This is a genomic window from Oerskovia sp. 140933 (assembly GCF_059651515.1).
In genome coordinates, this window is the sequence record NZ_JAMXIO010000005.1 from 43,544 (window position 1) to 65,694 (window position 22,151).

The 22,151-nt window shown below is 71.8% G+C and carries 15 protein-coding genes; 5 read left to right on the plus strand and 10 right to left on the minus strand.

Annotated elements, in window-relative coordinates:
- Nucleotides 1-88: 88 nt before the first annotated feature.
- Nucleotides 89-640: a YceI family protein gene (locus NHG27_RS04410; RefSeq protein WP_193721095.1), complete on the plus strand. Its 552-nt coding sequence runs from the start codon at nt 89-91 to the stop codon at nt 638-640.
- 188 nt (nt 641-828) lie between these two features.
- On the opposite strand, the gene NHG27_RS04415 is transcribed toward NHG27_RS04410, so the two are convergent.
- Nucleotides 829-1,545: a redox-sensing transcriptional repressor Rex gene (locus tag NHG27_RS04415; protein WP_497014873.1), complete on the minus strand. Its 717-nt coding sequence runs from the start codon at nt 1,543-1,545 to the stop codon at nt 829-831.
- 86 nt (nt 1,546-1,631) lie between these two features.
- Nucleotides 1,632-1,967 (minus strand): glutaredoxin family protein, encoded by a 336-nt coding sequence (locus NHG27_RS04420; RefSeq protein WP_321575494.1) that lies wholly within the window; start codon nt 1,965-1,967, stop codon nt 1,632-1,634.
- A 105-nt stretch (nt 1,968-2,072) separates the two neighbouring features.
- On the opposite strand from NHG27_RS04420, the gene NHG27_RS04425 reads away from it, so the two are divergent.
- Together NHG27_RS04425 and NHG27_RS04430 are read left to right on the plus strand one after the other, a co-directional pair.
- The gene (locus tag NHG27_RS04425; RefSeq protein WP_193721093.1) at nt 2,073-2,882 is read left to right on the plus strand and encodes an HAD family hydrolase; all 810 of its coding nucleotides are present in this window, start codon (nt 2,073-2,075) and stop codon (nt 2,880-2,882) included.
- A 57-nt stretch (nt 2,883-2,939) separates the two neighbouring features.
- On the plus strand, nt 2,940-3,452 hold the full coding sequence (locus tag NHG27_RS04430) for a hypothetical protein (protein ID WP_497014874.1): 513 nt from the start codon (nt 2,940-2,942) through the stop codon (nt 3,450-3,452).
- A gap of 128 nt (nt 3,453-3,580) precedes the next feature.
- On the opposite strand, the gene NHG27_RS04435 is transcribed toward NHG27_RS04430, so the two are convergent.
- Both NHG27_RS04435 and NHG27_RS04440 read right to left on the minus strand, forming a co-directional pair.
- Nucleotides 3,581-3,679, minus strand: a complete 99-nt coding sequence (locus NHG27_RS04435; RefSeq protein WP_003792170.1) for a 30S ribosomal protein bS22 — start codon at nt 3,677-3,679, stop codon at nt 3,581-3,583.
- A 216-nt stretch (nt 3,680-3,895) separates the two neighbouring features.
- Nucleotides 3,896-5,092 (minus strand): acetoin utilization protein AcuC, encoded by a 1,197-nt coding sequence (locus NHG27_RS04440; RefSeq protein WP_497014875.1) that lies wholly within the window; start codon nt 5,090-5,092, stop codon nt 3,896-3,898.
- Nucleotides 5,093-5,368: 276 nt separating this feature from the next.
- Between NHG27_RS04440 and NHG27_RS04445 the strand changes: the two genes are divergently transcribed.
- Nucleotides 5,369-6,745: a TrkH family potassium uptake protein gene (locus NHG27_RS04445; protein ID WP_497014876.1), complete on the plus strand. Its 1,377-nt coding sequence runs from the start codon at nt 5,369-5,371 to the stop codon at nt 6,743-6,745.
- 78 nt (nt 6,746-6,823) lie between these two features.
- A complete protein-coding gene (locus tag NHG27_RS04450; RefSeq protein ID WP_193721090.1) occupies nt 6,824-7,495 on the plus strand; it encodes a potassium channel family protein in 672 nt (223 codons plus the stop codon).
- Here the strand turns inward: NHG27_RS04450 and NHG27_RS04455 are convergent.
- The 6 genes from NHG27_RS04455 to NHG27_RS04480 all read right to left on the minus strand — a co-directional run bounded on the left by NHG27_RS04455 (nt 7,492) and on the right by NHG27_RS04480 (nt 22,037).
- Nucleotides 7,492-8,217 (minus strand): ABC transporter permease, encoded by a 726-nt coding sequence (locus NHG27_RS04455; protein WP_227748798.1) that lies wholly within the window; start codon nt 8,215-8,217, stop codon nt 7,492-7,494. The genes NHG27_RS04450 and NHG27_RS04455 overlap by 4 nt on opposite strands.
- Nucleotides 8,218-8,318: 101 nt before the next feature.
- Nucleotides 8,319-9,095, minus strand: a complete 777-nt coding sequence (locus NHG27_RS04460; RefSeq protein ID WP_497014877.1) for an ABC transporter ATP-binding protein — start codon at nt 9,093-9,095, stop codon at nt 8,319-8,321.
- Nucleotides 9,085-9,735 (minus strand): TetR/AcrR family transcriptional regulator, encoded by a 651-nt coding sequence (locus NHG27_RS04465; protein WP_497014878.1) that lies wholly within the window; start codon nt 9,733-9,735, stop codon nt 9,085-9,087. The genes NHG27_RS04460 and NHG27_RS04465 overlap by 11 nt, the downstream gene beginning before the upstream one ends.
- A gap of 209 nt (nt 9,736-9,944) precedes the next feature.
- Complete coding sequence (locus NHG27_RS04470; protein WP_497014879.1) at nt 9,945-12,737, minus strand: immunoglobulin-like domain-containing protein; 2,793 nt, start codon at nt 12,735-12,737, stop codon at nt 9,945-9,947.
- A gap of 199 nt (nt 12,738-12,936) precedes the next feature.
- Nucleotides 12,937-17,922, minus strand: a complete 4,986-nt coding sequence (locus NHG27_RS04475) for a family 43 glycosylhydrolase (RefSeq protein ID WP_497014880.1) — start codon at nt 17,920-17,922, stop codon at nt 12,937-12,939.
- A 212-nt stretch (nt 17,923-18,134) separates the two neighbouring features.
- Nucleotides 18,135-22,037: an alpha-L-arabinofuranosidase family protein gene (locus NHG27_RS04480; RefSeq protein WP_497014881.1), complete on the minus strand. Its 3,903-nt coding sequence runs from the start codon at nt 22,035-22,037 to the stop codon at nt 18,135-18,137.
- Nucleotides 22,038-22,151: the final 114 nt, after the last annotated feature.

The following is a 22,151-nucleotide window of genomic DNA, read 5'->3' on the forward strand; positions in this document are numbered from 1 at the left end:
GATGCGTTCGTATGAAGTTGAATCTTCAACTAGTGGCGCGCCGACGGTGCGCCTGACGCATACGCACCACGACATCCAGGAGACACTCATGGCCACGACCCTTCCCGCCGGACTGACCGCAGGCACCTACACGATCGACCCCTCGCACTCGCAGGCGACCTTCACGGTCCGCCACGCAGGCATCTCGAAGGTTCGCGGCTCGCTCGCGATCGCCGAGGGCACCGTGAACATCGGCGACGACGTCGAGTCGTCCAACGTGGTCGCGGCGATCGACGCCAAGTCGGTCAACACCGGTGACGCAGGGCGCGACGGGCACCTCCAGTCGGCCGACTTCTGGGACGCCGAGAAGAACCCGACCTGGAACTTCGTCTCGACCGCGGTCGAGGCCGACGACGACGACTTCGTCATCGAGGGCGACCTGACCATCAACGGCGTGACCAAGCCGGTCAAGCTCGAGACCGAGTTCACGGGCACCGCCGTCGACGCCTACGGCAACTCGCGCGCCGGGTTCGAGGCCACGACCGAGGTCTCCCGCAAGGAGTTCGGCCTGACCTGGAACGTGGCCCTCGAGGCCGGCGGCGTGCTCGTCGGCGACAAGATCAAGATCGCGCTCGACCTCTCCGCCATCAAGCAGGCCTGAGCCTCCCGCACCACCGGCGGGCAGCACGGACCGACGGCGCGGAGCGCCCCGGACCCACGCGGCCCCGCCACCACCAGGAGCCGGCGCCCCCTCACGGGGCGCCGGCTCCTGCGCTGCCCGGGGGCGCGGACGCCGCCCCGGGGCGGGCGGACCGGCAGGGCTCGGCGGCATCCGCCTCGCCCGACGGGCTAGGGCTGGGCCGCGGGTTCCTCGGTGGCCTCCACCGCGTCCGACGGCGTCGACCCGCTCTCCGCGAGCGCCCGCGCCTGCGCGTGGAACGCCAGGATCTGCAGCTCGCTGCCGACGTCGACCGACCGCACGATCACGTCCTCGGGGAGCTGGAGCGCTCGCGGGGCGAAGTTGAGGATCTCCCGGACCCCCGCCGCGACGACGCGCTCCGCGACCTCCTGCGCGACGTGCGCCGGGGTCGCCAGGACCACGATCGTCACGTTCTCCCGCGCGAAGACCTCCTCCAGCGCGTCGATGTGCTCGATCACGAGACCGGCGGCCTCGGTGCCGACCACGCCGGGCGACGCGTCGAGCAGGGCCGCGACCTCGAAGCCACGCGTCCCGTACCCCGAGTAGTTCGCGAGCGCGTGCCCCAGGGAGCCGATGCCGACGATCGCGATCCGGTGCTCGTCCTCGACGCCCAGCGCCGAGGTGATGTACGTCGCGAGCGAGTCGACCACGTAGCCCACGCCGCGCGTCCCGTACGACCCCAGGAACGACAGGTCCTTGCGCAGCTGTGCGGAGCCGACGCCCGCGAGCTCGGCGAGCTCGGTCGACGACGTCGTCTCCACCCCGCGCCCCTCGAGGTCGCGCAGCGCGCGCAGGTACGCGGGGAGCCGCGCCACGGTCGCTCCAGGAATGCCGGTATCACCCAGGGTCTCTGCCACCCGAACCACCCATGCTTCGTCATGTCGTCGTCGTTGACGCTCTCGCTGTCCTGCTGTCTCGGATCATCCCAGGCGCCCGGCCCGGGTGCGGCACCTCAGCCGGTGGCGCGCCGTCGCGAGAGCGCTCGGGCGAGCCGCGCGCCGTCGACCTGCCAGAACCCCTGCTGGACACCGTCCACGGTCACGACGGGGACGTAGTCACCGTACTGCGCGGCGAGCGCCCCGGTCGGGTCGCCGTCGACGTCGACCTCGGCCCAGGCGACGCCCTGGTCCGCGCACACCGACTCGACGACCTCACGGGCCACCTCGCACAGGTGGCACCCGTCGCGCCCGTAGAGCACGACGCGCGCTGGCGCGCTCGTGACGGGGTCTGCGGCGGCTCCTGCTGCCGGTCCGGGGACCTGTGCAGCGGCGGGTTCTGCGGGGCTCACGCCCCCAGCCTACGCATCTCGGACAGTGCGTCGCACCGGCCCTCCGACGTCGCGCCGCGTGAGCGTCGTCGGCAGGTGTCGGTACGCGCCGATAGAGTGGGCGCCATGCCGACGTCTGCTCCTGGGTCCAACCATCCCACGGCGGCCTTCTTCGACGTCGACAACACGATCATCCGAGGCGCCAGCTCGTTCCACCTGGCCAGGGCGCTGTACCAGCGCGGGTTCTTCTCCACGCCGGACCTCGTGACGTTCGCGGCGCACCAGGCCCGCTACCTCCTCCTCGGGGAGAACAAGCGCCAGATCGACCAGGTCCGCACGCGGGCCCTGGACCTCGTCGCGGGCCGCTCGGTCGCGGAGGTCGTCGCGATCGGCGAGGAGGTCTACGACCAGGTCCTCTCGCTGCGCATCTTCCCCGGCACCCAGAAGCTCCTCGACGAGCACATCGCCGCCGGCCACCAGGTGTGGCTCGTGTCCGCGACCCCCCTGGAGATCGGACAGCTCATCGCCCGTCGCCTGGGCGTCACGGGTGCGTTGGGCACGGTCGCCGAGCACGAGGACGGCCTGTACACGGGCCGGCTCGTGGGCGACATGATGCACGGGCGGGCCAAGGCCGCAGGGGTCCGCGAGCTCGCCGAGCTCCACGGGATCGACCTGTCGGCCTCCTACGCCTACGGCGACTCGCTCAACGACGTGACCATGATGCAGGCCGTGGGCCACCCCTGCGCGATCAACCCGGACGCGCGCCTGCGACGGCACGCCAAGGACGTCGGCTGGCCCATCCGCGAGTTCCGGGGCCGGCGCCGCCGCGTCGCGAACCGTGGGCTCAAGACCGCGAGCTGGGCCGGGGCCGCATGGGTCCTGGGGCTCGTGCTCCGCTCGATCCGGCGGTCCCTCAAGGGGCGCGCGGGGCTCTGAGGCGGTGGTCTCCCCCGGAGATCGATCGTTGTCGGCACCCGGTGGGACGATCCGTCGATGCTGACGCTCTTCGACCGCGACCTCGGCCTCCACTACGGCTTCTTCCACATCTGCGACCCGAGGGACGGGCCACCGATCGGCCTCGGGACGGACGGTCAGGCCAACGGCCTGTGCGGGGTCCCCGGCCCGGGGAGCGTCTCGATGCAGACCGGTCTGCACACCGGGCACGCGCCCCTCAGGATCGAGCTCCACGGGGACGAGCCTGCGGTCGACCCCGCCTGGGAGGAGATCGTGGAGGTCTCGTTCACGCCGGTCGACGGCCAGCTCGCCCTCATGTCGTTCGACGACGGGGCGGACCTCGAGGTCCCGGCCCTCGGGCCGCTGCGCGTCCGCTACTGCGCGTCGCGGATGAACGAGGCCGCCCGCCAGGACACCATCCTGGACGGCGAGCCCACGATCGACCGGTACCTCGTCCAGCTGTGGCCGGCGGCGCACGCCCCCGACACGGTCGTCCGGGTCACGAGCGACGTCGCCCGCCGCGCGCACGCCAGCACGCCGCCCCCGCCGTGAGCGGCCTGGCCGGACGGCGGACGGCGGACGGCGCACGCGCGCGGACCGTCGCCGGCGACGCGAAGAGCCCGGCACCCCTCAGGGACGCCGGGCTCTCGCGACACCGTGCGCGTGACCGCGCAGCGCTGCTACTTCTTGTTGCGACGCTGGTGGCGCGTCTTGCGAAGCAGCTTGCGGTGCTTCTTCTTGGCCATACGCTTGCGGCGCTTCTTGATGACGGAGCCCATGGGTCCTCACAATGCTGGATCGGTGTGCGATCGGGATCGCCCCGATCATGGTGGTCCACGGCTGATCGGGAACCGACCAACACGAGAAAAAGTCCGTCTCCTAGACTACCTGCTCCCGGCCGGTCGCCCGAAATCGACGCGGGGTGACGTCGTCGGGCCTGGTGGGACGCCGCTCCCGCCCCCGCCGTGAGGCGCTCGCCCCGCCGCAGGACCGCCTCAGTCGAAGTGCGCGTCGAGGCCCAGCAGCGGGAAGACGGCCTTGCGGGTCGCGACCACCGCGCGGTCGACCTCGTCCTCGGGGTCGTACCCCTTGTCCCACGCGCTGAACTCGACGTCCCCGTCCCCCATGAGCTCGGGCGTCTCGCGGTGCGCGACGGCGCTGATGTGGTCGCGCCACGCGGCCGGGACCGGGGTCGACGGCGCGACGGGCGCGTGCACGACCTCCGCCACGACGTTCGACCACGCGTACGGGACGACGGACGTGACCGAGTACCCCCCGCCGCCGAGCGCGACCCACCGACCGTCCGCGAGCTCGTGCGCGAGCCCGTGGACCCAGCGCACGGCCGTGCGCTGCGCGTCGACGTCCACGTCGAGGTCGCTCAGCGGGTCGTGCCCGTGCGCGTCGCACCCGTGCTGGGACACGACCACCTGCGGGCGGAACGCGCGCAGCACGGGCGGCACCACGGCGTCGACGGCCCGCAGCCAGCGTGCGCCGTCGGTGCGGCGCGGCAGGGCCACGTTGACCGCGGTGCCTGCGGCGCCCGGCCCACCCGTGTCCGTGGCGTGCCCCGTGCCGGGGAACAGCGTCGCGCCGCTCTGGTGCACCGAGACGGTCAGGACGCGCGGGTCGTTCCAGAACGCCTGCTCGACGCCGTCACCGTGGTGCGCGTCGAGGTCGACGTACGCGACGCGTTCCGCGCCGTCGTCGAGCAGCCTGCGGACCGCTGCCGCGGCGTCGTTGTAGATGCAGAAGCCCGACGCCGCCCCCCGCTGGGCGTGGTGCATGCCACCCGCGATGTTCACGGCGTGCAGCGCCCGCCCGGCCCACACGGCCCCAGCGGCTTCGTACGAGCCGGACAGGATGCGGGCCGCGGCCTCGTGCATGCCCGCGAAGACGGGGTCGTCCTCGGTGCCCAGGCCCAGGGCCGGGTTCTCGACGCCGTGCTCGGAGGCCGCGTGGACGGCGGCGACGTAGGCCGGGTCGTGGACCAGGCCGAGCACCTCGTCCGACGCGGGCGCGGTGCCCACGACCGAGACCCCCGGGGCGTCCAGGAGACCCAGCGCGCGCACCAGGCGCATCGTCAGGTCGAGCCGCGTCGGGGACATGGGGTGCCCGTGACCGAAGTCGTACCCCAGCAGGTCCGGGCTCCACACGACCTGCGCGGCGAACGGCACGGAGTCTGGCTCGGTCACGTGCGCTCCTCGGTCGGGGGCCGGTCGTCTCGTGCGGCGGGGCGCCCCGTCGCACGGCCCGCCGAGCGGTGCGCGGTGGCACCGGGCACGGGCAGGAGACACGGTATCGCCCACGCGGCCCGACGGCGGCACGCGGTTCAGCCGGTGGGCACGGCCCCTCCTGTGGCAGAGTTGGGCGACACATCGGCACGCACGGCGACCGGCACGGCCCCCGCAGGGACCCCGGCGCCACCCGTCCACCCGGACGAGGCGCACGGACAGCGAGACGGAGGACCGATGGCCCAGGGCGTCTCCGGGCGATTCTTCGCAGGTCGCGAGCTGGTCGACCGCCTCGCCCGCCACTCCCCTGCCCGCCTCGCCGTGACGGTCTTCGCGGCCGTGATCTCGCTGTTCACGCTGCTCCTCATGGCGCCGTGGGCCACGACGTCCGGGAAGCCGGCGCCGTTCATCGACGCGCTGTTCACGGCGACGTCGGCCGTGTGCGTCACGGGCCTCGTGGTCGTCCCGACCGGGACCTACTGGTCCACCTACGGGCAGGTCGTGATCCTCGTCGGCATCAAGATCGGCGGCCTGGGTGTCATGACGCTCGCCTCGATCCTCGGCATGGCCGTCTCGCGGCGCATCGGCCTCACGCAGAAGCTGCTGACCGCCTCCGAGACCAAGACGACGCGGCTCGGCGAGGTGGGCTCGCTCGTGCGGGTCGTCATCATCACGTCGACGACCATCGAGCTGACCATCGCGCTCCTGCTCCTGCCCCGCTTCATCGTGCTCGAGGAGACGTTCGGCGAGGCGGCCTGGCACGGGTTGTTCTACGGGATCTCGGCGTTCAACAACGCGGGCTTCATCCCGACCGCGGAGGGCCTCACGCCCTACGTGGGCGACTGGATGCTGCTCATGCCGATCATCGTCGGCGTCTTCATCGGTTCGCTCGGCTTCCCCGTGATCCTCAACGTCATGCGCAACCGCAGGCGCGCCTCGCGGTGGAGCCTGCACACCAAGCTGACGCTGACGACGAGCGCGGTCCTGGTGGTGGTGGCCGTGATCCTGTTCGCGGCGTTCGAGTGGACCAACGAGAAGACCCTGGGGCCGCTGAGCCTCAACGAGAAGATCCTCGCCTCGCTCTTCGCCGGGGTCATGCCCCGCTCGGCGGGCTTCTCGACGATCGACATCAACGGCATGCACGAGTCGAGCTGGCTCATCACCGACGCGCTCATGTTCGTCGGTGGTGGCAGCGCCTCGACCGCAGGCGGCATCAAGGTCACGACGCTGGCGGTCATGCTGCTCGCGATCGTCTCGGAGGCCCGCGGCGACCGCGACCTGGAGGCCTTCGGGCGTCGCGTCCCGCGCGAGACCCTGCGCCTCGCGGTCGCCGTGTCGTTCATCGGCGCCACGGCCGTGCTCGTCGCGAGCCTCCTGCTCCTGGAGATCACGGGCTGGACGCTCGACGTGATCCTCTTCGAGACCATCTCCGCGTTCGCGACCGTGGGCCTGTCGACGGGCGTGACCGCGGATCTGCCGACGGCAGGGAAGTACGTGCTCGTCGTGTTGATGTTCATCGGCCGCACCGGGACCATGACCCTGGCGGCCGCGCTCGCGCTGCGCGACCGGCGCCGCGTCATCCGCTACCCCGAGGAACGTCCCATCATCGGCTGACCCGGCGTCCGCCGGCCCTACCCGGCCTGCGTCCCGGCCCCGCCGACACCTCCAGATCCACCGACGAAAGGCCCCCAGGTGCCCGACAAGAAGGCCCCCGAGAAGAACGCGGGCGTGCTCGTGATCGGCCTCGGCCGGTTCGGCTCGGCGATCGCCGCGACGCTCGACCGGCTCGGCCAGGACGTGCTCGCGGTCGAGCGCTCGCCCGAGCTCATCGCCCAGTGGTCGGGCCAGATCCCGCTCGTGGAGGCCGACGCCTCCAACCCGACGGCGCTGGAGCAGCTCGGCGCGCGCGACTTCCCCGTCGCGGTGGTCGGGGTGGGCACGTCGCTCGAGGCGAGCGTGCTCATCACGGGCAACCTGGTGGACCTGGGCACGCCGCAGATCTGGGCCAAGGCCATCTCGGCCGAGCACGGCCGCATCCTGCAGCGCATCGGCGCGCACCACGTGGTCTTCCCCGAGGCCGACGCGGGCAGCCGCGTGGCGCACCTGGTCTCGGGCAAGCTGCTCGACTACATCGAGGTCGAGGACGGCTTCACGATCGTCAAGATGCGCCCGCCCAAGGAGACGCAGGGCTTCACGATCGAGCAGACCAAGGTCCGCGACCGCTACGGCGTGACCATCATCGGCGTGAAGTCGCCCGGTCAGGACTTCGTGTACGCGGAGCCGACCACGCGCATCTCCGCGAACGACCTGCTGATCGTCTCGGGTCACGCCGAGCTGCTCGAGAGGTTCGCGGCGCGCCCCTAGGCCGTCCGGCGCCGCAGCGTCAGCGTGCCCAGCACGAGGGCCCCGACGATGAACCCGACGATCACCGCGACCGCTCCGGCCACGTCGGCGAAGGTCCCGCCCGCGGCCACGTCCTGCAGGGCCGAGACGCCGTACGTCAGGGGCAGCACGCGGCTGACCGCCTCGAGCACCGCGGGCATCTCGTCCCGGGGCATGAGGAGCCCGCACGTGATGAGCTGCGGGAACAGGACCACGGGCATGAGCTGGACCGCCTGGAACTCCGAGCGGGCCAGCGCCGAGGCGGCGAGTCCCAGGCAGGACCCGAGGATCGCGTCGAGCACCGCGACGAGCACCACGAGCCCCACGGGTCCGGCGACGTCCATGCCGCACACCCACACCGCGAACGCCACGACGACCAGTGCCTGCACGGTCGCGAGGACCGCGAAGGCCAGCGCGTAGCCGCCCACGAAGTCTCCCTTGCCGAGCGGCATGGTCATGAGCCGTTCGAGCGTCCCGGACTGGCGCTCGCGCAGCGTCGTGACGCTCGTGACGAGGAACATGATGACCAGGGGGAACAGGCCGACGAGGATGGGCCCGAACTGGTCCAGGACGGGAGTCCCGTCGAACATCCAGGCGATGAGCCCCAGGAGCACGCACGGCAGCACGACGAGCAGCGCGATGGTGCGCGGGTCGTTGCGGATCTGCCGCAGGACGCGGCCCGCGGTCGCGAGGGTCAGGCGCAGGCTGACCGCGCGCGGCGCGCGCGGCCACGGTCCGGGCCGTCGCCCCTCCGTCCTCGATGCACCGGCCGCTACCGCGGCGCTCCGGTGCGCGTCGTGCGCGCTCACGACGCCTCCCCTCCGAGGTGACGCGGACTGCCGGCCGGCGCGGCGCCGTCGGGCGGGGTCGTGCCCTCGACGAGCCGCAGGAACGCGTGCTCGACGTCGTGGGCCCCCGTGCGCTCGAGCAGGCCCGGCAGGGTGTCGTCCGCGAGCAGGCGCCCGTCGCGCAGGAGCAGGAGCCGGTCGCAGCGGGTCGCCTCGTCCATGACGTGCGACGACACGAGCAGCGAGGTCCCGGCGTCGCGCAGGCGTGCGAACAGGTCCCACAGGTCGCGGCGCAGGACGGGGTCGAGGCCCACGGTGGGCTCGTCGAGCACGAGCAGCCGCGGCTCCCCGAGGAGCGCGGCGGCGAGCGAGACGCGCGAGCGCTCGCCGCCCGACAGGGTCCCGACGCGGCGGCGGGCGTGCCGCGCGAGGTCCACGGCGTCGATCACGCGCGCGACGTCGCGGGCGCCCGCTCCCAGGACCGTCGCGAAGTAGCGCAGGTTCTCCGTCACGCTGAGGTCCGCGTAGATGCTCGGCGACTGCGTCACGTACCCGACCTGGTGACGCAGCGTGGGGTCTCCGGCGGGTCGGCCGAGCACGTCCACGGTCCCCGCCGTGACCACCTGGACGCCCACGAGCGTGCGCAGGAGCGTCGTCTTGCCGCTGCCGCTGGGTCCGAGGAGCCCGACGACCTGCCGCTCGGGGACCGCGAGGTCGAGCTCGTGCAGCACCGTGGTCCCGCCGCGGTCGACGCGCAGGCCCCGGATGCTGATCACGCGGTCATTATTCCCCATGTGAGGAATTTTGCTCCTCGGCCGGCCCCGGCGCAAGACCTTCGTCCGCGCCTTCGAGATAGCGCTGCAGCGTGGGGGCGATCGATCGCACGAGCTCGTCGGCCGGCATCGACGCCACGGGCTCGAGACGCAGCAGGTGACGCGCGACCAGCACCCCGAGGACCTGGCTCGCGACCAGGCTCACGCGGCGCGCCGCGACCGCCCGCGGCAGGAGGGCCGCGACCTGGTCGAACACGGTCCGCTGCAGGTAGCGCGGCAGCTCCTGCACGTGCCCGTCGGCGGACAGCAGCCCGGAGAGCACGAGCCGGAGCTGGACCTGCCCGTCCGGGGCGTCCCACACCGCGAGCACCGTGCGGGCGAGCCGCTCCCCCAGGCCCTCGAGACCGCCCTCGGCGAACCGGCCCGCGAGCGCCTGCGGGTCGGCTCCCGCCGGGACGAGCGAGGCCGCGAAGAGCTCGCCCTTGCCGTCGAAGTAGTGCCGGATCAGACCGGGGTCCACCCCCGCCGCGCGGGCCACCCCGCGCACGCTCACGGCGTCGTACCCCTTCGCGGCGAACTCCTCGCGCGCCGCGGCCACGATCGCCGCCCGGGTGTCCTCCCCCGCGGGCCGACGGCCCCGCCTCACCGCACCAGCGCTCATGACCCGATTCTGCCCGACGGCGCAGCGCACCCGCGCTCCCGGGTGCGCGACGACGTCGGGCGGGGGACGACGACGCCCGGTCCGCCGCGACGCAAGGAGTCGTCGCGGCGGACCGGGCGCAGCACCCCCGGCGCTCCATCGCGCGACCGGGGACGGACCGTGGGGCGGGGCAGGACTCCTCGCCCCACGGCAGTCGTCGGTTCAGCGCATCACCCGCACGCGAGGGCCAGGTACCGGGCCTCGGTCGTCGCGGTCGCGGGCGAGGAGCCCGTGGTGCTCGCGGTGATCGTCACGACCCCGGCGTCGACAGAGCCGGCACGCGTCGCGAACGACTGCGACGCGCTCTTGCCCGGCGCCACCCCCGTGAACGACCTGGACCCGTACGCCGAGGCGACCGTCACGTCGACCGGCACGTCCTCACCGTTCACCGCACGCACCGAGACCGTGACCTTGCCCGCCACGCACTTCGCGGCGGCCGAGACCTCGACCGCGAGGTCGGGCTCGGGCTCGGGCTCGACGGGGGTCACGGTGACCGTGGCGGTCGCCCGCGTCGTGACCGACGGACCGAACGACCCGCCGACCGTGAAGGTCCCGGCCTGCGCCCAGGAGGCGGGGTCGACCGCGTCCCACGTGACCGTGAGCTCCCTGGTCGCGCCGTCGCCGTAGGTCGCGGCGACCGTCGCGGGCAGCACGGGCGCGGTGCCCGCGGCCGTCGTGACCGTGACGGGGGCGGCCGAGGCCACGAACGCGTCGGCCTGGTAGTGCGCGAGGAGACGGTCGTACTCGGCCTGGGTGACCGGGAGCACCGTGCCGTGGCGCGGGCTCACGGGCAGGGTCGCGGGCTCGGACTTGGTCCAGACCCCCGAGTCGAGGTCGGTCGACTCGAACGGGACGTACCCCTTGCCACCGTGGTAGCTGGGCTGGTCCATGAAGACGTACCACTTCTCCTCGGTGTTGGACTTGAAGACCGTCGGTCCCTCGCCCGCCGTGAACGTGCCGCCGTAGCCGTTGGGCTGGCCCACACCGATGTTCTCCGTGATGAGGTCCCAGCTCGTGGCGCGCAGGTCCGTGGACTTCTCGCTCCGGACGGTCATGTACCTCTCGTCCTTGATGAAGCGGTAGTACGTGTCGCCCACCTTGGTCACCGAGGCGTCGATGATGCCGAGGCCCGTGCCGCGCTTGTTGTCGACCCAGATCCGCGGCTCGCTGAACGTCACGAAGTCACGCGTCGTGGCGTACATCATGCGCTGGTAGCTCGTGGCGATCTTGCGCCCGCTCGAGTCCGTCGTCGGGTAGAGCGCGGACGCCCAGTACACGACGTACTCGCCCGCGGCCTCGTCGTAGAACGCCTCGGGGGCCCAGGTGTTGCCCGCGTAGTCGCTCGAGACCTTGACCATGCGCTGGTCGGACCAGTTCACGAGGTCGGTCGACTCCCAGATCATGAGGCTCAGCGAGCCGCGCTCCTGCGCGTTGCCGAAGTTGTTGCCTCCGTAGATCCTGAGGTCGGTCGCGATCAGGTAGAACGTGTCGCCCTCGGGCGAACGGATGACGAACGGGTCGCGCAGGCCCTTCTCCCCCAGGCCCGAACGCAGGACCGTCTTGTCGTCGTTCAGCTCCTGCCACGTGAGCGGGTCGTCGCCCTGGCTCGCGGCGAAGTAGATCTCCTCGCCGTCGGCCGTGCTCTCGCCCTTGAAGTAGGGGAAGAAGTACGCCGCGGGCTCCTGGGCCTCGGGGGCCTGGCGGACCGTCGCGGTGCGGGGCTGGGTCGAGGTCGCGGTGCCCTTGGTCGCGGTGACCGTGAGGGTCACCTCGGTGTCGGCCGTGCCGTGCGCCGGGCGATGCACCACGCCCGTGTCGCTCACGGTCCCGGGCGCCGAGGACGTCCAGGTCAGGGTCGAGCCCTGCACGCCCTTCGTCGGGAGGGTGAGGTTGCCGCGGACGTCCGCGATGTTCGTGACCACGGTGTGCTGCGCGTCCCACGCGGCGGCCTGGGCGTCGTCGAACGCCGCGGGCACGACCACGGTGAAGGTCCGCGGGAGCGTCACGGCGCCGCGCGTGACCGACGCGGTCAGCGTGACCGTCGCGGCGGGCTGCCCGGCGGCGGGCTGGGTGACCTTGCCCGACGACGTCACGACGTCCGCGTGCGAGGTCGCCCACGCGATGGTCGACCCCTGCGCGCCCGTGACCGGCAGCGCGAGGTTGCTCGTGACGGCGCTCGTGTCGCCCAGGTCGAGGGCTGCGGCGTCGGCACCTGCGGCTGCGGCCGAGGTCTTCTGCGCGAGGGCCGCGACGTCGTTCGCGGGCAGCGCCCGGTCGTAGACGCGGAAGTCGCGGACCTGGCCCTTGAGGTACTTGTCGCCCGGGTAGAGCGAGCGACCGATGTAGTTGGCGGTCGTCGTCCCGGCGCCGATCGAGGCCGGCGTCGTGGTGACCGCGGTGTTCTGCGCGACCTGCACGCCGTCCTCGTAGAGGGTCCCCGTGGTGCCGGTCTGCGTGTAGGTCAGGTGCTTCCAGACACCGCGCGCGAGGTTCGAGCCCTTGGTCGTGTTCTGCTCGGTCGACCAGTTTCCTGACGCGATCCCGGTCCGGTAGGCGTTGCCCGTGGTGAACAGGTAGCCGTTGCCGCTCGACCCGCTCGTGTTGCCCATGCCCCAGATGAAGTAGGGCGTGGCCTGGGCGGGGTCGACCAGGACGTCGAGGTCGACCGTGACCGAGGTCAGGTTCTTGAGCAGGCTGTCGGGGAGCCGGACGTGGTCGTCGGTCCCGTCGAGCGTGATGCCGCTCGCGCTGCGCGCGGCCCCGTTGACCGTGGCTGCCCCGAACGTCGAGCCCGGCGCCGAGTTCGCGGCCGACGTGCCGCTCGCCTCGTCGAGCTTGTACCAGGCGACGAGCCCGGTCTCCGGGAGTGCGGCCTCGTCGGCGGCGACGGCGACGCTCGTCAGCCCGGTGCTCAGGGCGACGGCGACGCTCGCGGCGACGAGGCGTCCCCTTGTTCTTCTCACGATGTGCTCCTTCGGGTCGTGGTGCGGGCAGGGCTGGTGGTGCGGGCAGGCCTGGTGGTGCGGTGGTGCGGGCAGGGCTGGTGGTGCGGGCCGTGCGGGCGGGACGGGCGCCGTCGGCGCCCTGGCCGAGACGTGAGCAGACGCCCCGGCTCGGCCCACAGGAGGGGCGTCTGCTCACGTCGGGGCGGCGACCAGCAGGTCAGCCGCAGCTGGTCGCTGCGTAGGTGACGTCGTAGGCCGTGGTGACCGGGGCGCCGTCGAGCAGGGCCTGGGCCGTGACCGTGACCTTCCCTGCCGCGAGCGTCACCGCACGGGCCGAGAACGTCTGGGACGCGAGCCTGCCCGGCGCGACCTGGAGGAAGGTCTTGGTCCCGAGCGGCGTGGTGACGACCACGTCGACGGGCACCTCCTCGGTGTTCTTCACGAGCACCGTGAGCGCGGCCTTGCCGGCCACGCACTTGGGCGCGACCGTGACGTCGACCTCGACCTGCGCGGGCTCGGTCACGTCGAGCGGCGGGACGCTCTCGAGGGTCGGGACGACCTTCTGGATGAGCCCGTCCTCGCCGAACGTGAGGCGGTCGATGGTCGTCTCGCGGTGGTTCCCGTCACCGCCGGGGATCGCGAAGCGGTGGTAGGCGATGTACCACTCGTCGGTCCCGGGGACATTGACGATCGAGCTGTGCCCGGTCCCGAGGATGCCCTGCGACACGTCCTTCTCGAGGATCACGCCGCGGTAGGTCCACGGCCCGTCGATGCTCGTCGACGTCGCGTACCCGACCCGGTAGTTCTCCGAGCCCGTGTCGTCGATCGAGTAGGTCAGGTGGTAGATCCCCTCGCGGTAGTTGAGGAACAGGCCCTCGCGGAAGTTCGTCAGACCACCGAACTTCGTGATGGTGTCCTGCTTGACCGAGACCATGTCGTCGTTCAGCTCGGCGTACAGCGGCGCGTTGCTGCCGTTGCCCCAGAACAGGTAGAACGTGCCGGTCTGCGGGTCCTCGAACGCCGCCGGGTCGATCGCCTGCCCCGTCGTGACGGCCTCCCCGTTGGTGATCATGGCCGTCGGCTGCGCGGTGAAGGGCCCCTCGGGGCTGTCCGCGACCGCGACACCGATCGTCTTGCGGTTGTAGGTCGGGTTGTGGCCGGAGAAGTAGAAGTAGTACTTCCCGTCGCGCTCGATGATGGTCGGCGCCCACGCGTTACCCGTGGCCCACGGGACGTCGCCCGCTGCGCCGTCGAGCGTGAGGAACGGCTCGGCCGAGCGCTCCCAGCTCGCGAGGTCGGTCGACTTCCACACGTAGAAGTCCTTGCCGCCCCAGCCGGGGGTGCCGTCCGTGGTCGCGTAGATGTAGTAGACCCCGTCGAAGACCGCGATGTTCGGGTCCGCGTACAGGCCCGGCAGGACCGGGCTGCGCATCTCCTTGGCCTGGACGGTCCACGTTCGCGCGGTCCCGTCGGGGCCGGTCACGGTGTAGGTCACGGGCTGCGTGAGGTCCTGCACCGAGCCGTTGGCGGGCGTCACGGTCGCACGGTCGGACACGACCAGGCGGGGCGCGAGCGCGGAGCGGTCCGTGCCGGGCACCACCGGGAGCGTGACCGTGCTGGACCCGCCGTCGACGATCGCGGCGACCTTGAGCTCGGCGAGCTCGACCCCCGTGACGGCCGAGTGGTCCTGACCGAGGTCCTTGACCTCGTCGGCGCTCAGGGCGTGGTCGTAGACGCGGAAGTCGCGGACGTCGCCCTTGAGGTACTTGTCGCCCGCGTAGAGCGAGCGGCCGATGTAGTTCGCGACCGTGGTGCCGTTACCGATCGAGCCCGGCGTCGTGGTCACGTCGGTGTTCCGCGCGACCTGGATCCCGTCCTCGTACAGCGTGCCCGTGGTGCCCGACTGCGTGTACGTCAGGTGCTTCCACACGCCGCGGGCGAGGTTCGAGCCCTTGGTCGTGTTCTGCTCGGTCGTGTAGTTCCCCGAGGCGATGGCCGTGCGGTACGCGTCCCCCGTCGTGAAGAGGTAGCCGTTGCCGCTCGACCCGCTCGTGTTGCCCAGGCCGTAGATGAAGTAGGGCGTGGGCTGGGTGGTGTCGATGCGCACGTCGAGCGAGACGGTGATCTCCGTCAGGCCCTTGAGCACGTCGTTCGGCAGCTTGACGTGGTCGTCGACCCCGTCGAGACGCACGCCGTCGGTGCCGTTGCGGGCGGCCCCGCCCACGACGGTCGCGGGACCGACGGCGCTGCTCGGCGCCGAGTTCACGGCCTGCGTGCCGCTCGTCTCGTCCAGGCGGTACTGGACCACCAGGCCCGGGATCTCCTTCGTCACGTCGATCGCGACGGTCGCGGTGCGCGACCCGTCGGCCGTCGTGGCGGTCACGGTCGTGCTGCCCGCCGCGACGCCGCGCACGGTGCCCGCGGAGGGCCCGTTGGAGACGACGGTCGCGACCGACGGGTCGGCGCTCGTCCAGGTGATGGTGCGGGCCGTGGCGTTGGCGGGGGTCACGGTCGCGGTGAGCGAGCGTGCCGTGCCGACCGTGACCTGCGTCGAGGTGGGCGAGACCACCAGGCCCGTGACGGGGACGTCGCCCTCGACCACGGTCACGACGGCCTTGGCACGCACGCTCACGCCGGCGCCGAGCGAGCCCGTGACCTCGAAGGTCCCGGCCTGCGCGTAGCTCGCGGGGTCGATCGCGTCCCACGTGACCGCGGTCTGCGTGGTCGTGCCGGCTGCGGTGCGCGTGGCGACCGTGGCCGGCAGGACCGGTGCGTCCCCGACGCTCACGACGGCCGTGACGTCCTGTGCCGACTCGACGAACGCGTCGGGCTGGTAGCCCTTGAGCAGCGCGTCGTACTCGGTCTGCGTCACGGGCAGGACCGTGCCGTGGCGCGGGCGCGAGGGCATCTCGTAGCCCGTGGACATCTTCCACTCGTCGGCGTTCAGGTCGGTCGTCTCGAAGGGCACGTAGCCGCGGCCGCCGAACTCGTCGATGAACAGGTACCACTTCTCCTCGGTGTTCGACTTGAAGATGGTCGGACCTTCGCCCTGGTTGATGCCGCCGCCGAGCGAGTTGGCCTTGCCGATGCAGTCGGTGATGAAGTCGTAGCTCAGCGAGCGCAGCTCGCTCGCCTTCTCGCCCAGCACGAACTTGGAGCACGGCGTCGTGGACGTGTTGTTCCGCTCGTCCTTGGTGAATCGGTAGAACTCGCCGTCGTGCTCGATCACGGTCGAGTCGATGACCGAGTAGCCCGGGTCGACCCACACCTGCGGCTCGGTGAACGTGTAGAAGTCGCGGGTCGTGGTGTACATCATGCGGTTGTACGTGGTGGCCGTGTGGCCCGGGTCGTCCTCCTCGTAGAGCTTGGAGGCCCAGAACACGACGTACGCGCCGATCGTCGCGTCGTAGTAGGCCTCGGGGGCCCAGGTGTTGCCCGCGGTCTCCGGGGAGACCTGGACGAGGCGCTGGTCGGTCCAGTTCACGAGGTCGGTCGACTCCCACACCATGATCGACCTGGAGCCCGTGCGCTGGGACGCGTCCCAGTTGCCGTTGCCGTGGATCTTGAGGTCGGTCGCGATCTGGTAGAACTTGTCGCCCTCGGGCGAACGGATGACGAACGGGTCGCGCAGGCCCGTCTCCCCCAGGCTCGACGTCAGCACGGGCTGGTTGTCGTTGAGGTTGCGGTACCTGAGCGGGTCGTTGCCCTTGCTCAGGCCGAAGTAGACCTGCTCGCCGGTCGCGTAGCCCTCACCGATGAAGTAGGAGAACAGGTAGCCCGCGTAGTCCTGCGGCTCGGGGAGCGCGGGGACCGTCGCGGCGAACGCACGCGTGGCCGTGGCCTGCCCCTTGCTCACGGTCGCGGTCAGCGTGACGGTCCGGTCGGCCTGGCCGTGCGCGGGTCGCGTGACCTCGCCCGACGGCGTGACGACCGTGGGTGCCGTGGTGGCCCACGTGACCGTGGTGCCCTCTGCTCCCGTGGCCGGCAGCGTGAGGTTGCCGCGCACGTCGTCGAGGTTCTTGACCTCGAGCGCGGCGGCAGCGGCGTCCACGACGCCCTGGTCGCCGGTGCCGGGGACCACGGTGACGTCGAACGTCCTGGTCGCGCTCTGGCCGCGCAGCGAGAGCGTCGCGGTCAGGGTCGCGGTGTGCGCCTGGCCGACGGGCTGGGTGATGACGCCCGACGACGTCACGACGCTCGCGTCCGACGTCGCCCAGGTGACGGTCGAGCCGCCCGTGCCCTTCGCGGGCAGCGTGAGGTTCTTGGCCACGGCGCTCGTGTCCCCGAGCGACAGGGCGCCGGCGTCGGCGGAGACCGACGCCGCCGCGTTCGCGGTGCTGAGGTCCGCGACCTCGGCCGCCGTGAGCGCACGGTCGTAGAGCCGGAAGTCCTTGATGCGCCCCTTGAAGAGGTTGTCGGCCGCGTAGGCGGACCTGCCGAGGTAGTTGGCGGTCGTCTTCCCGTCGCCGATCGAGCCCGGCGTGTGGGTCACGGCCGTGTTGACGCCGACCTGCGCGCCGTCCTCGTAGAGGCGTCCCGTACCGGCACCCTGCGTGTACGTCACGGTCTTCCAGACGCCGCGCGCGAGGGCCGCAGACGGCGACTTGGCCGTGTTCTGCTCGGCACCCCACGCGGCGTTCGAGACCGACGCGCGGTAGTTCGCGTTGCCCGAGGAGAACAGGTAGCCGTTGCCGCTCTGGGGCGAGCCGACCGCGGTGTTGCCCAGGTTGTAGAAGAAGTAGTTGCCGCTCAGGGTCGTGTCGACCCACACGTCGGCGCTGACCGTCACGGCCGAGTACCCCGCGAGGAGGTCGTCGGGCAGGTCGACGTAGCTCGAGCCGCCGAACGTCAGCCCCTGCCCGTCGGTCCAGTCTCCGCCGCCGACGAGCGTGCCGTCACGGCCCGAGCCCGAGGCGTCGTGGGCGACCGTGCCGCTCAGCTCGTCGAGCTTGTACCAGAGCTTCAGGCCGTCGGCCGTGGGGGTGGGGATCGCTGCGGCAGTCGTCTGCGTGGCAGCCGACGCCGCCGGGGCGAGCGCCGTCGGGCGTGCGGGCGCCGAGGTCAGGGCCGCTGCCGGGCCCGCCAGCGCCATCGGGGCGAGCAGAGCGACGCTCAGCGCTCCCCCGAGGGCGGCGCGAGCCCCGCGGGGGGTCCTCCGTCGGACCGTGGGCGCGGTCTGCGCCGGATCGTGTCGGGTGGTCATGTGGTTCGTGGCCTCCGCCGTCTCGTCGTTGAGCGCCCCCCGCCGGGGAGCGCCGGGCCGGTCGTGACGGCTCGGCGGTCCCCCGCGTCCTTGTGGTGCTGGTCGTGCTGTCCTGCTGGTCGTGCTGGTCCTGTCACCGGCCCGTCTGGACCGGAGGGTTCACGCCGGGGCCGCGAGAGGACCTCGCGACCCCGGCGGAGCCGGTGCGGTCGTCAGCCGCAGGTCGTGGCCGGGTACTCGACGTCGAACGTCGTCGAGCGGGCCCCGGCTCCCGTGCCGATCGTGCCCACGACCGTCGCGGTCCCCGCGGGGACCGCAGCCGCACGGCTGTTGAACGACTGCGACGCGCTCTTGCCCGGCGCCACCGACGCGAACGTCCTGGTGCCGAACGGCGTCGTGAGCGCCACGCTCACGGCCTCGTCCTCACCGTTGACCGCACGCACCGTGAGGTTCGCCCGGCCCGCGACGCACTGCGCCTTGGCCGTGACCGCGAGGTCCACGGGCTCGACCGCGGGCCCTGCCGCCTGGAGCCGCAGGAACGTGACCGAGTAGGCCGGGAACGTGTAGTCGAACGCGTTGGACGCCCCGTCCCAGGTCCGCTCGACGGGCACGATCGCCCGCGGGTTCGCCTTGGTGTTGGTGTCCGTGGGCGCGCCGACCATCTCGGTGATCGTGGCCTGGGCCGCGATCTCCTGGCCTGCGACCGTCACGGCCGTGTCGGCCGAGGTCGCGGTCGGATTGACGACCTTGACCACGAGGTCGCCCGACTCCTCGTCGCGCGTGACGACCTGGTAGAGCGACTTCGCCGCGGGCTGCTCGTACGAGATCTGGAGCTGGCCGTCCAGGTAGAGCTGGATCGTGCTGCCCTGGACGACGACCTTGACCTTGTAGCCCTGGCCCGTCTCGACGCTCTTGTTCTCGACCGCCGCGACCTCGGCGGCACTGCCGCCGTCGGCCCGCTGGAGGACCGAGCGGGTGTTGTTCCAGCCGCCGATGTTCCACCAGTAGTAGTCGTTCGGTCCGCCCGCGGCGAAGCCCACGAGGAAGCCCTCGGACCCGGCGATCTTGCGGGCGTCGAGCTCGAGCGTGTAGTTCTTCCAGTCCTTGGCGTAGGCACCCGTGACGATCGAGCGCGCGTCCGTCACCGATGTCGAGGACTGCGTGTAGACGCCGTCCTGCGCGGCCCACGTCCCGGTCACGGGCGACCACTGCGTGGCGTCGTCGAACCCGTCCTGGAACAGGACGTCGCCGCTCGCGTTGTCGGTGACCGTGACGTTGTCGTACGACGCGCTGGTCGACCACGTGGACAGGAAGACGCCTCCGTCCAGCGCGGGCTCGGCCGAGGCGTCGGCACCGTGCACGGACGGGACGACCTCGTCGCCCACGTTGTTCGCGAACAGCTCCTGGACGTAGTAGTTGGGCGTGCCCCACGACTCGTCGTTGTCGAACCAGATCGCGTCGGGCGACCACTGCACGTACGACTCGTTGGAGAGCAGCGGCGCGTAGGACGCGAGCTCGACGACGTCGGAGTTGCGCTCGAGGCCCGTCATGAAGGCGGCCTCGGACAGCGCGTTGAAGAACGTGTTGCCGCGCGACGCGTACTCGCCGAGGAAGACGTGCGGGCCCTCGCGGTCGTAGTCGTCGTAGCGGTCGGCGTTCTCGAGGAACCAGCTCGGGTCGTTGTAGTAGTGCTCGTCGACCAGGTCGACCTCCTGCGCGCGGTTGAACTCCCAGAGCTCGTCGAACCGCTGGCCCGTGTCGTCCGGACCCGAGTTCGAGATGATCTGGACGTCCGGGTACGCGGCGCGCACGGCGTCCTTGAACTTCGGGAAGTTCGCCTCGAACGTCTTGGTGTTCTCCTCGTTGCCCAGGCCCAGGTACTTCAGGCCGAACGGCTCGGGGTGCCCGAGCTCGGCGCGCACCGCGCCCCACTCGGTCGTGACGTCACCGTTGGCGAACTCGACGAGGTCGAGCGTGTCCTGGACCCAGCGCTGGATCCGGACGTCGTCCTTCATCTCGGGGATGGTGCTGCCGCAGCCGTTGGCCCCGACCGACAGGACGGGCAGAGGCGTCGCGCCGAGGTCCTCGGCGAACGTGAAGTACTCGTAGTACCCGATCCCGTACGACTGGTTGTATCCCCAGAAGTTCCAGTTCGTGGCCCGCTCCTCGACCGGCCCGATGGTCTCCTTCCACTGGTACGTGCGCCGGCGGTCGGTGCCGTTGCTCTCGAGGTAGGTGTCGAACGTGCCCGCGTTGGTCACGCAGCCGCCCGGGAACCGCAGGAACTGCGGGTTCATGGCGTCGATCTTCTCGGCGAGGTCCTTGCGCAGGTGGGTCCTGCCGTTGACCGGCCCGACCCACGTGTCCTGCGGCATGAGCGAGACCATGTCGAGGCGCACGGTGCCCGCGGCGCCCGCGAGGACCGCGAGGCGCCCGGCGGAGGTCGTGCCGGTCGCGGTGAGGGTCACCGCGTACTTCTTCCACGTGTCGGTGCCGTCGACGCGCACCTTCCCGGTCGCGTAGGTGGTGCCCGCCGCGGCGTCCTCCACCTGCACGGTCAGGTCCTGCCCGACGGCGGAGCGCGCCCACACCTCGACGTCGTACTTCTCCCCCTTCTCGAGGAAGAAGCCCGTGTTGAAGCCCGCGTTGCGGATGCCGGCGCCGGGCGCCGACGCGTCGAGCCGCAGGTAGTACCGGTTGCTGTCGTTGAGACGCTGCGCGTCGGTCACGACCGTCGTGGTCGCCGTGGCGCCGTTGCGGGCGACCCGCTCCCAGGCCGTGAGCCCCGTGAACGAGGAGTTGTCCGAGGAGTTGAACTCGAACGAGCGGTTGCGCACGAGCTCGGCGTACAGCCCGCCGTCCGCGGCGTAGTTGATGTCCTCGTAGAAGATCCCGTACAGGTCCTCGCTCATCTCGACGGTCTCGCCCGCCGCGTCGATCGCGAGCGTGTGCTCGGCCGACGACAGCGCGGTGAGCGTGAGCCTCGCCGCAGCCTCCTCGGCACCGAGCACCAGGGCGCCGTCCGCGGCGCGCACTCCCGCGAACTCCCCGGCAGCGGCGCCCGGCACGCGCAGGGCGAGCCTGCCGCCGCCCACGTCGGTCAGCCGGACCTGGGCCGGGGTCGCGTCCGCGGCCCCGAGCGTGAGGCGCCCGTCGCCCGCGACGACCACCGGCAGACCGGTACCCGCCTGCGCGAGGGTCGCGGCGCCGTCGGGCCCGCCCGCCACCGCCGTGGCCACCAGGCCCAGCGGCGACGCCGGACGCTGCGCGACGAACGACAGACCCGTGTCCGTCAGGACCAGGTGCTTGCTGTCCGCCGGACCGACGAGCGAGAACGTGCCCGTCGGGACGACGTCCTTGCCCTCCGCCGCGTCGACCGCGACGTAGTCGAACGTCGCGGTGTGGCTCGAGCCGTCCTGTGCGGCGAGGGCGTACAGGCCCACCTGCGTGACGTCGAACGTGACGGTCGTCGAGCCCGCGGGCCTCCAGTCCCCCGCGGTCGCGTCCCAGTACGACACCGCGAGCGTGTCGCCGGTGCGCTGCATGCGCAGCGTCTCCCCGGTCGAGCCCGCACGGTCGGTGAACGACGCTGCCGAGAACGACCCGCCCGTCTCGTTGTCGAGCTCGATCGCGCGCGCCGACGGGGACAGGCCGCCCACGTACGTCAGGCCCGCGCGGACGTAGTTGTCCATGTCCTTCCACGCGATGAGGCCCGCGCCCTGGTAGACCTTGCCGACCGGGGCCGACACCTTGGTCACGACCGTGAAGTCACCCACGGGGACGTCGACCATGAAGACGTTCTTCGCGGTGTTCGCCTCCTGGTAGGTGTCGCCCGTCTGGGACGTCAGGGTCAACGACCCGGGCGTCGTCGCGAGCGACCACGCCGACGGGACCGGGTTGACGACGTCCCACGCCGAGCCGAGCTCGGCCGAGTCGAACTGGTCGACCCAGGCGTCGGCCGGGAGGACCGGCTCCGGGACCGCGACCGCGACCGCGGCCGGCGCGACCGCCAGTGCGGTCGTCGCCGCCAGTGCGAGGACCGCGACGGAGGCCGCCCAGGGGCGGGTCGTCCTGCCGCGGGACGACCCGCGCGCAGAGGGATGAGAGATGATCACGTTGCTCCAACCTTGCTGCGACGAGGAAAGGAGCGATGGCGGGTGTGTCCCGTGCGCTCCATTGCTGTACGGGGTGCGCCCGGCGGGTGCACCCTCCCGGTCCTCCGAGCCGGC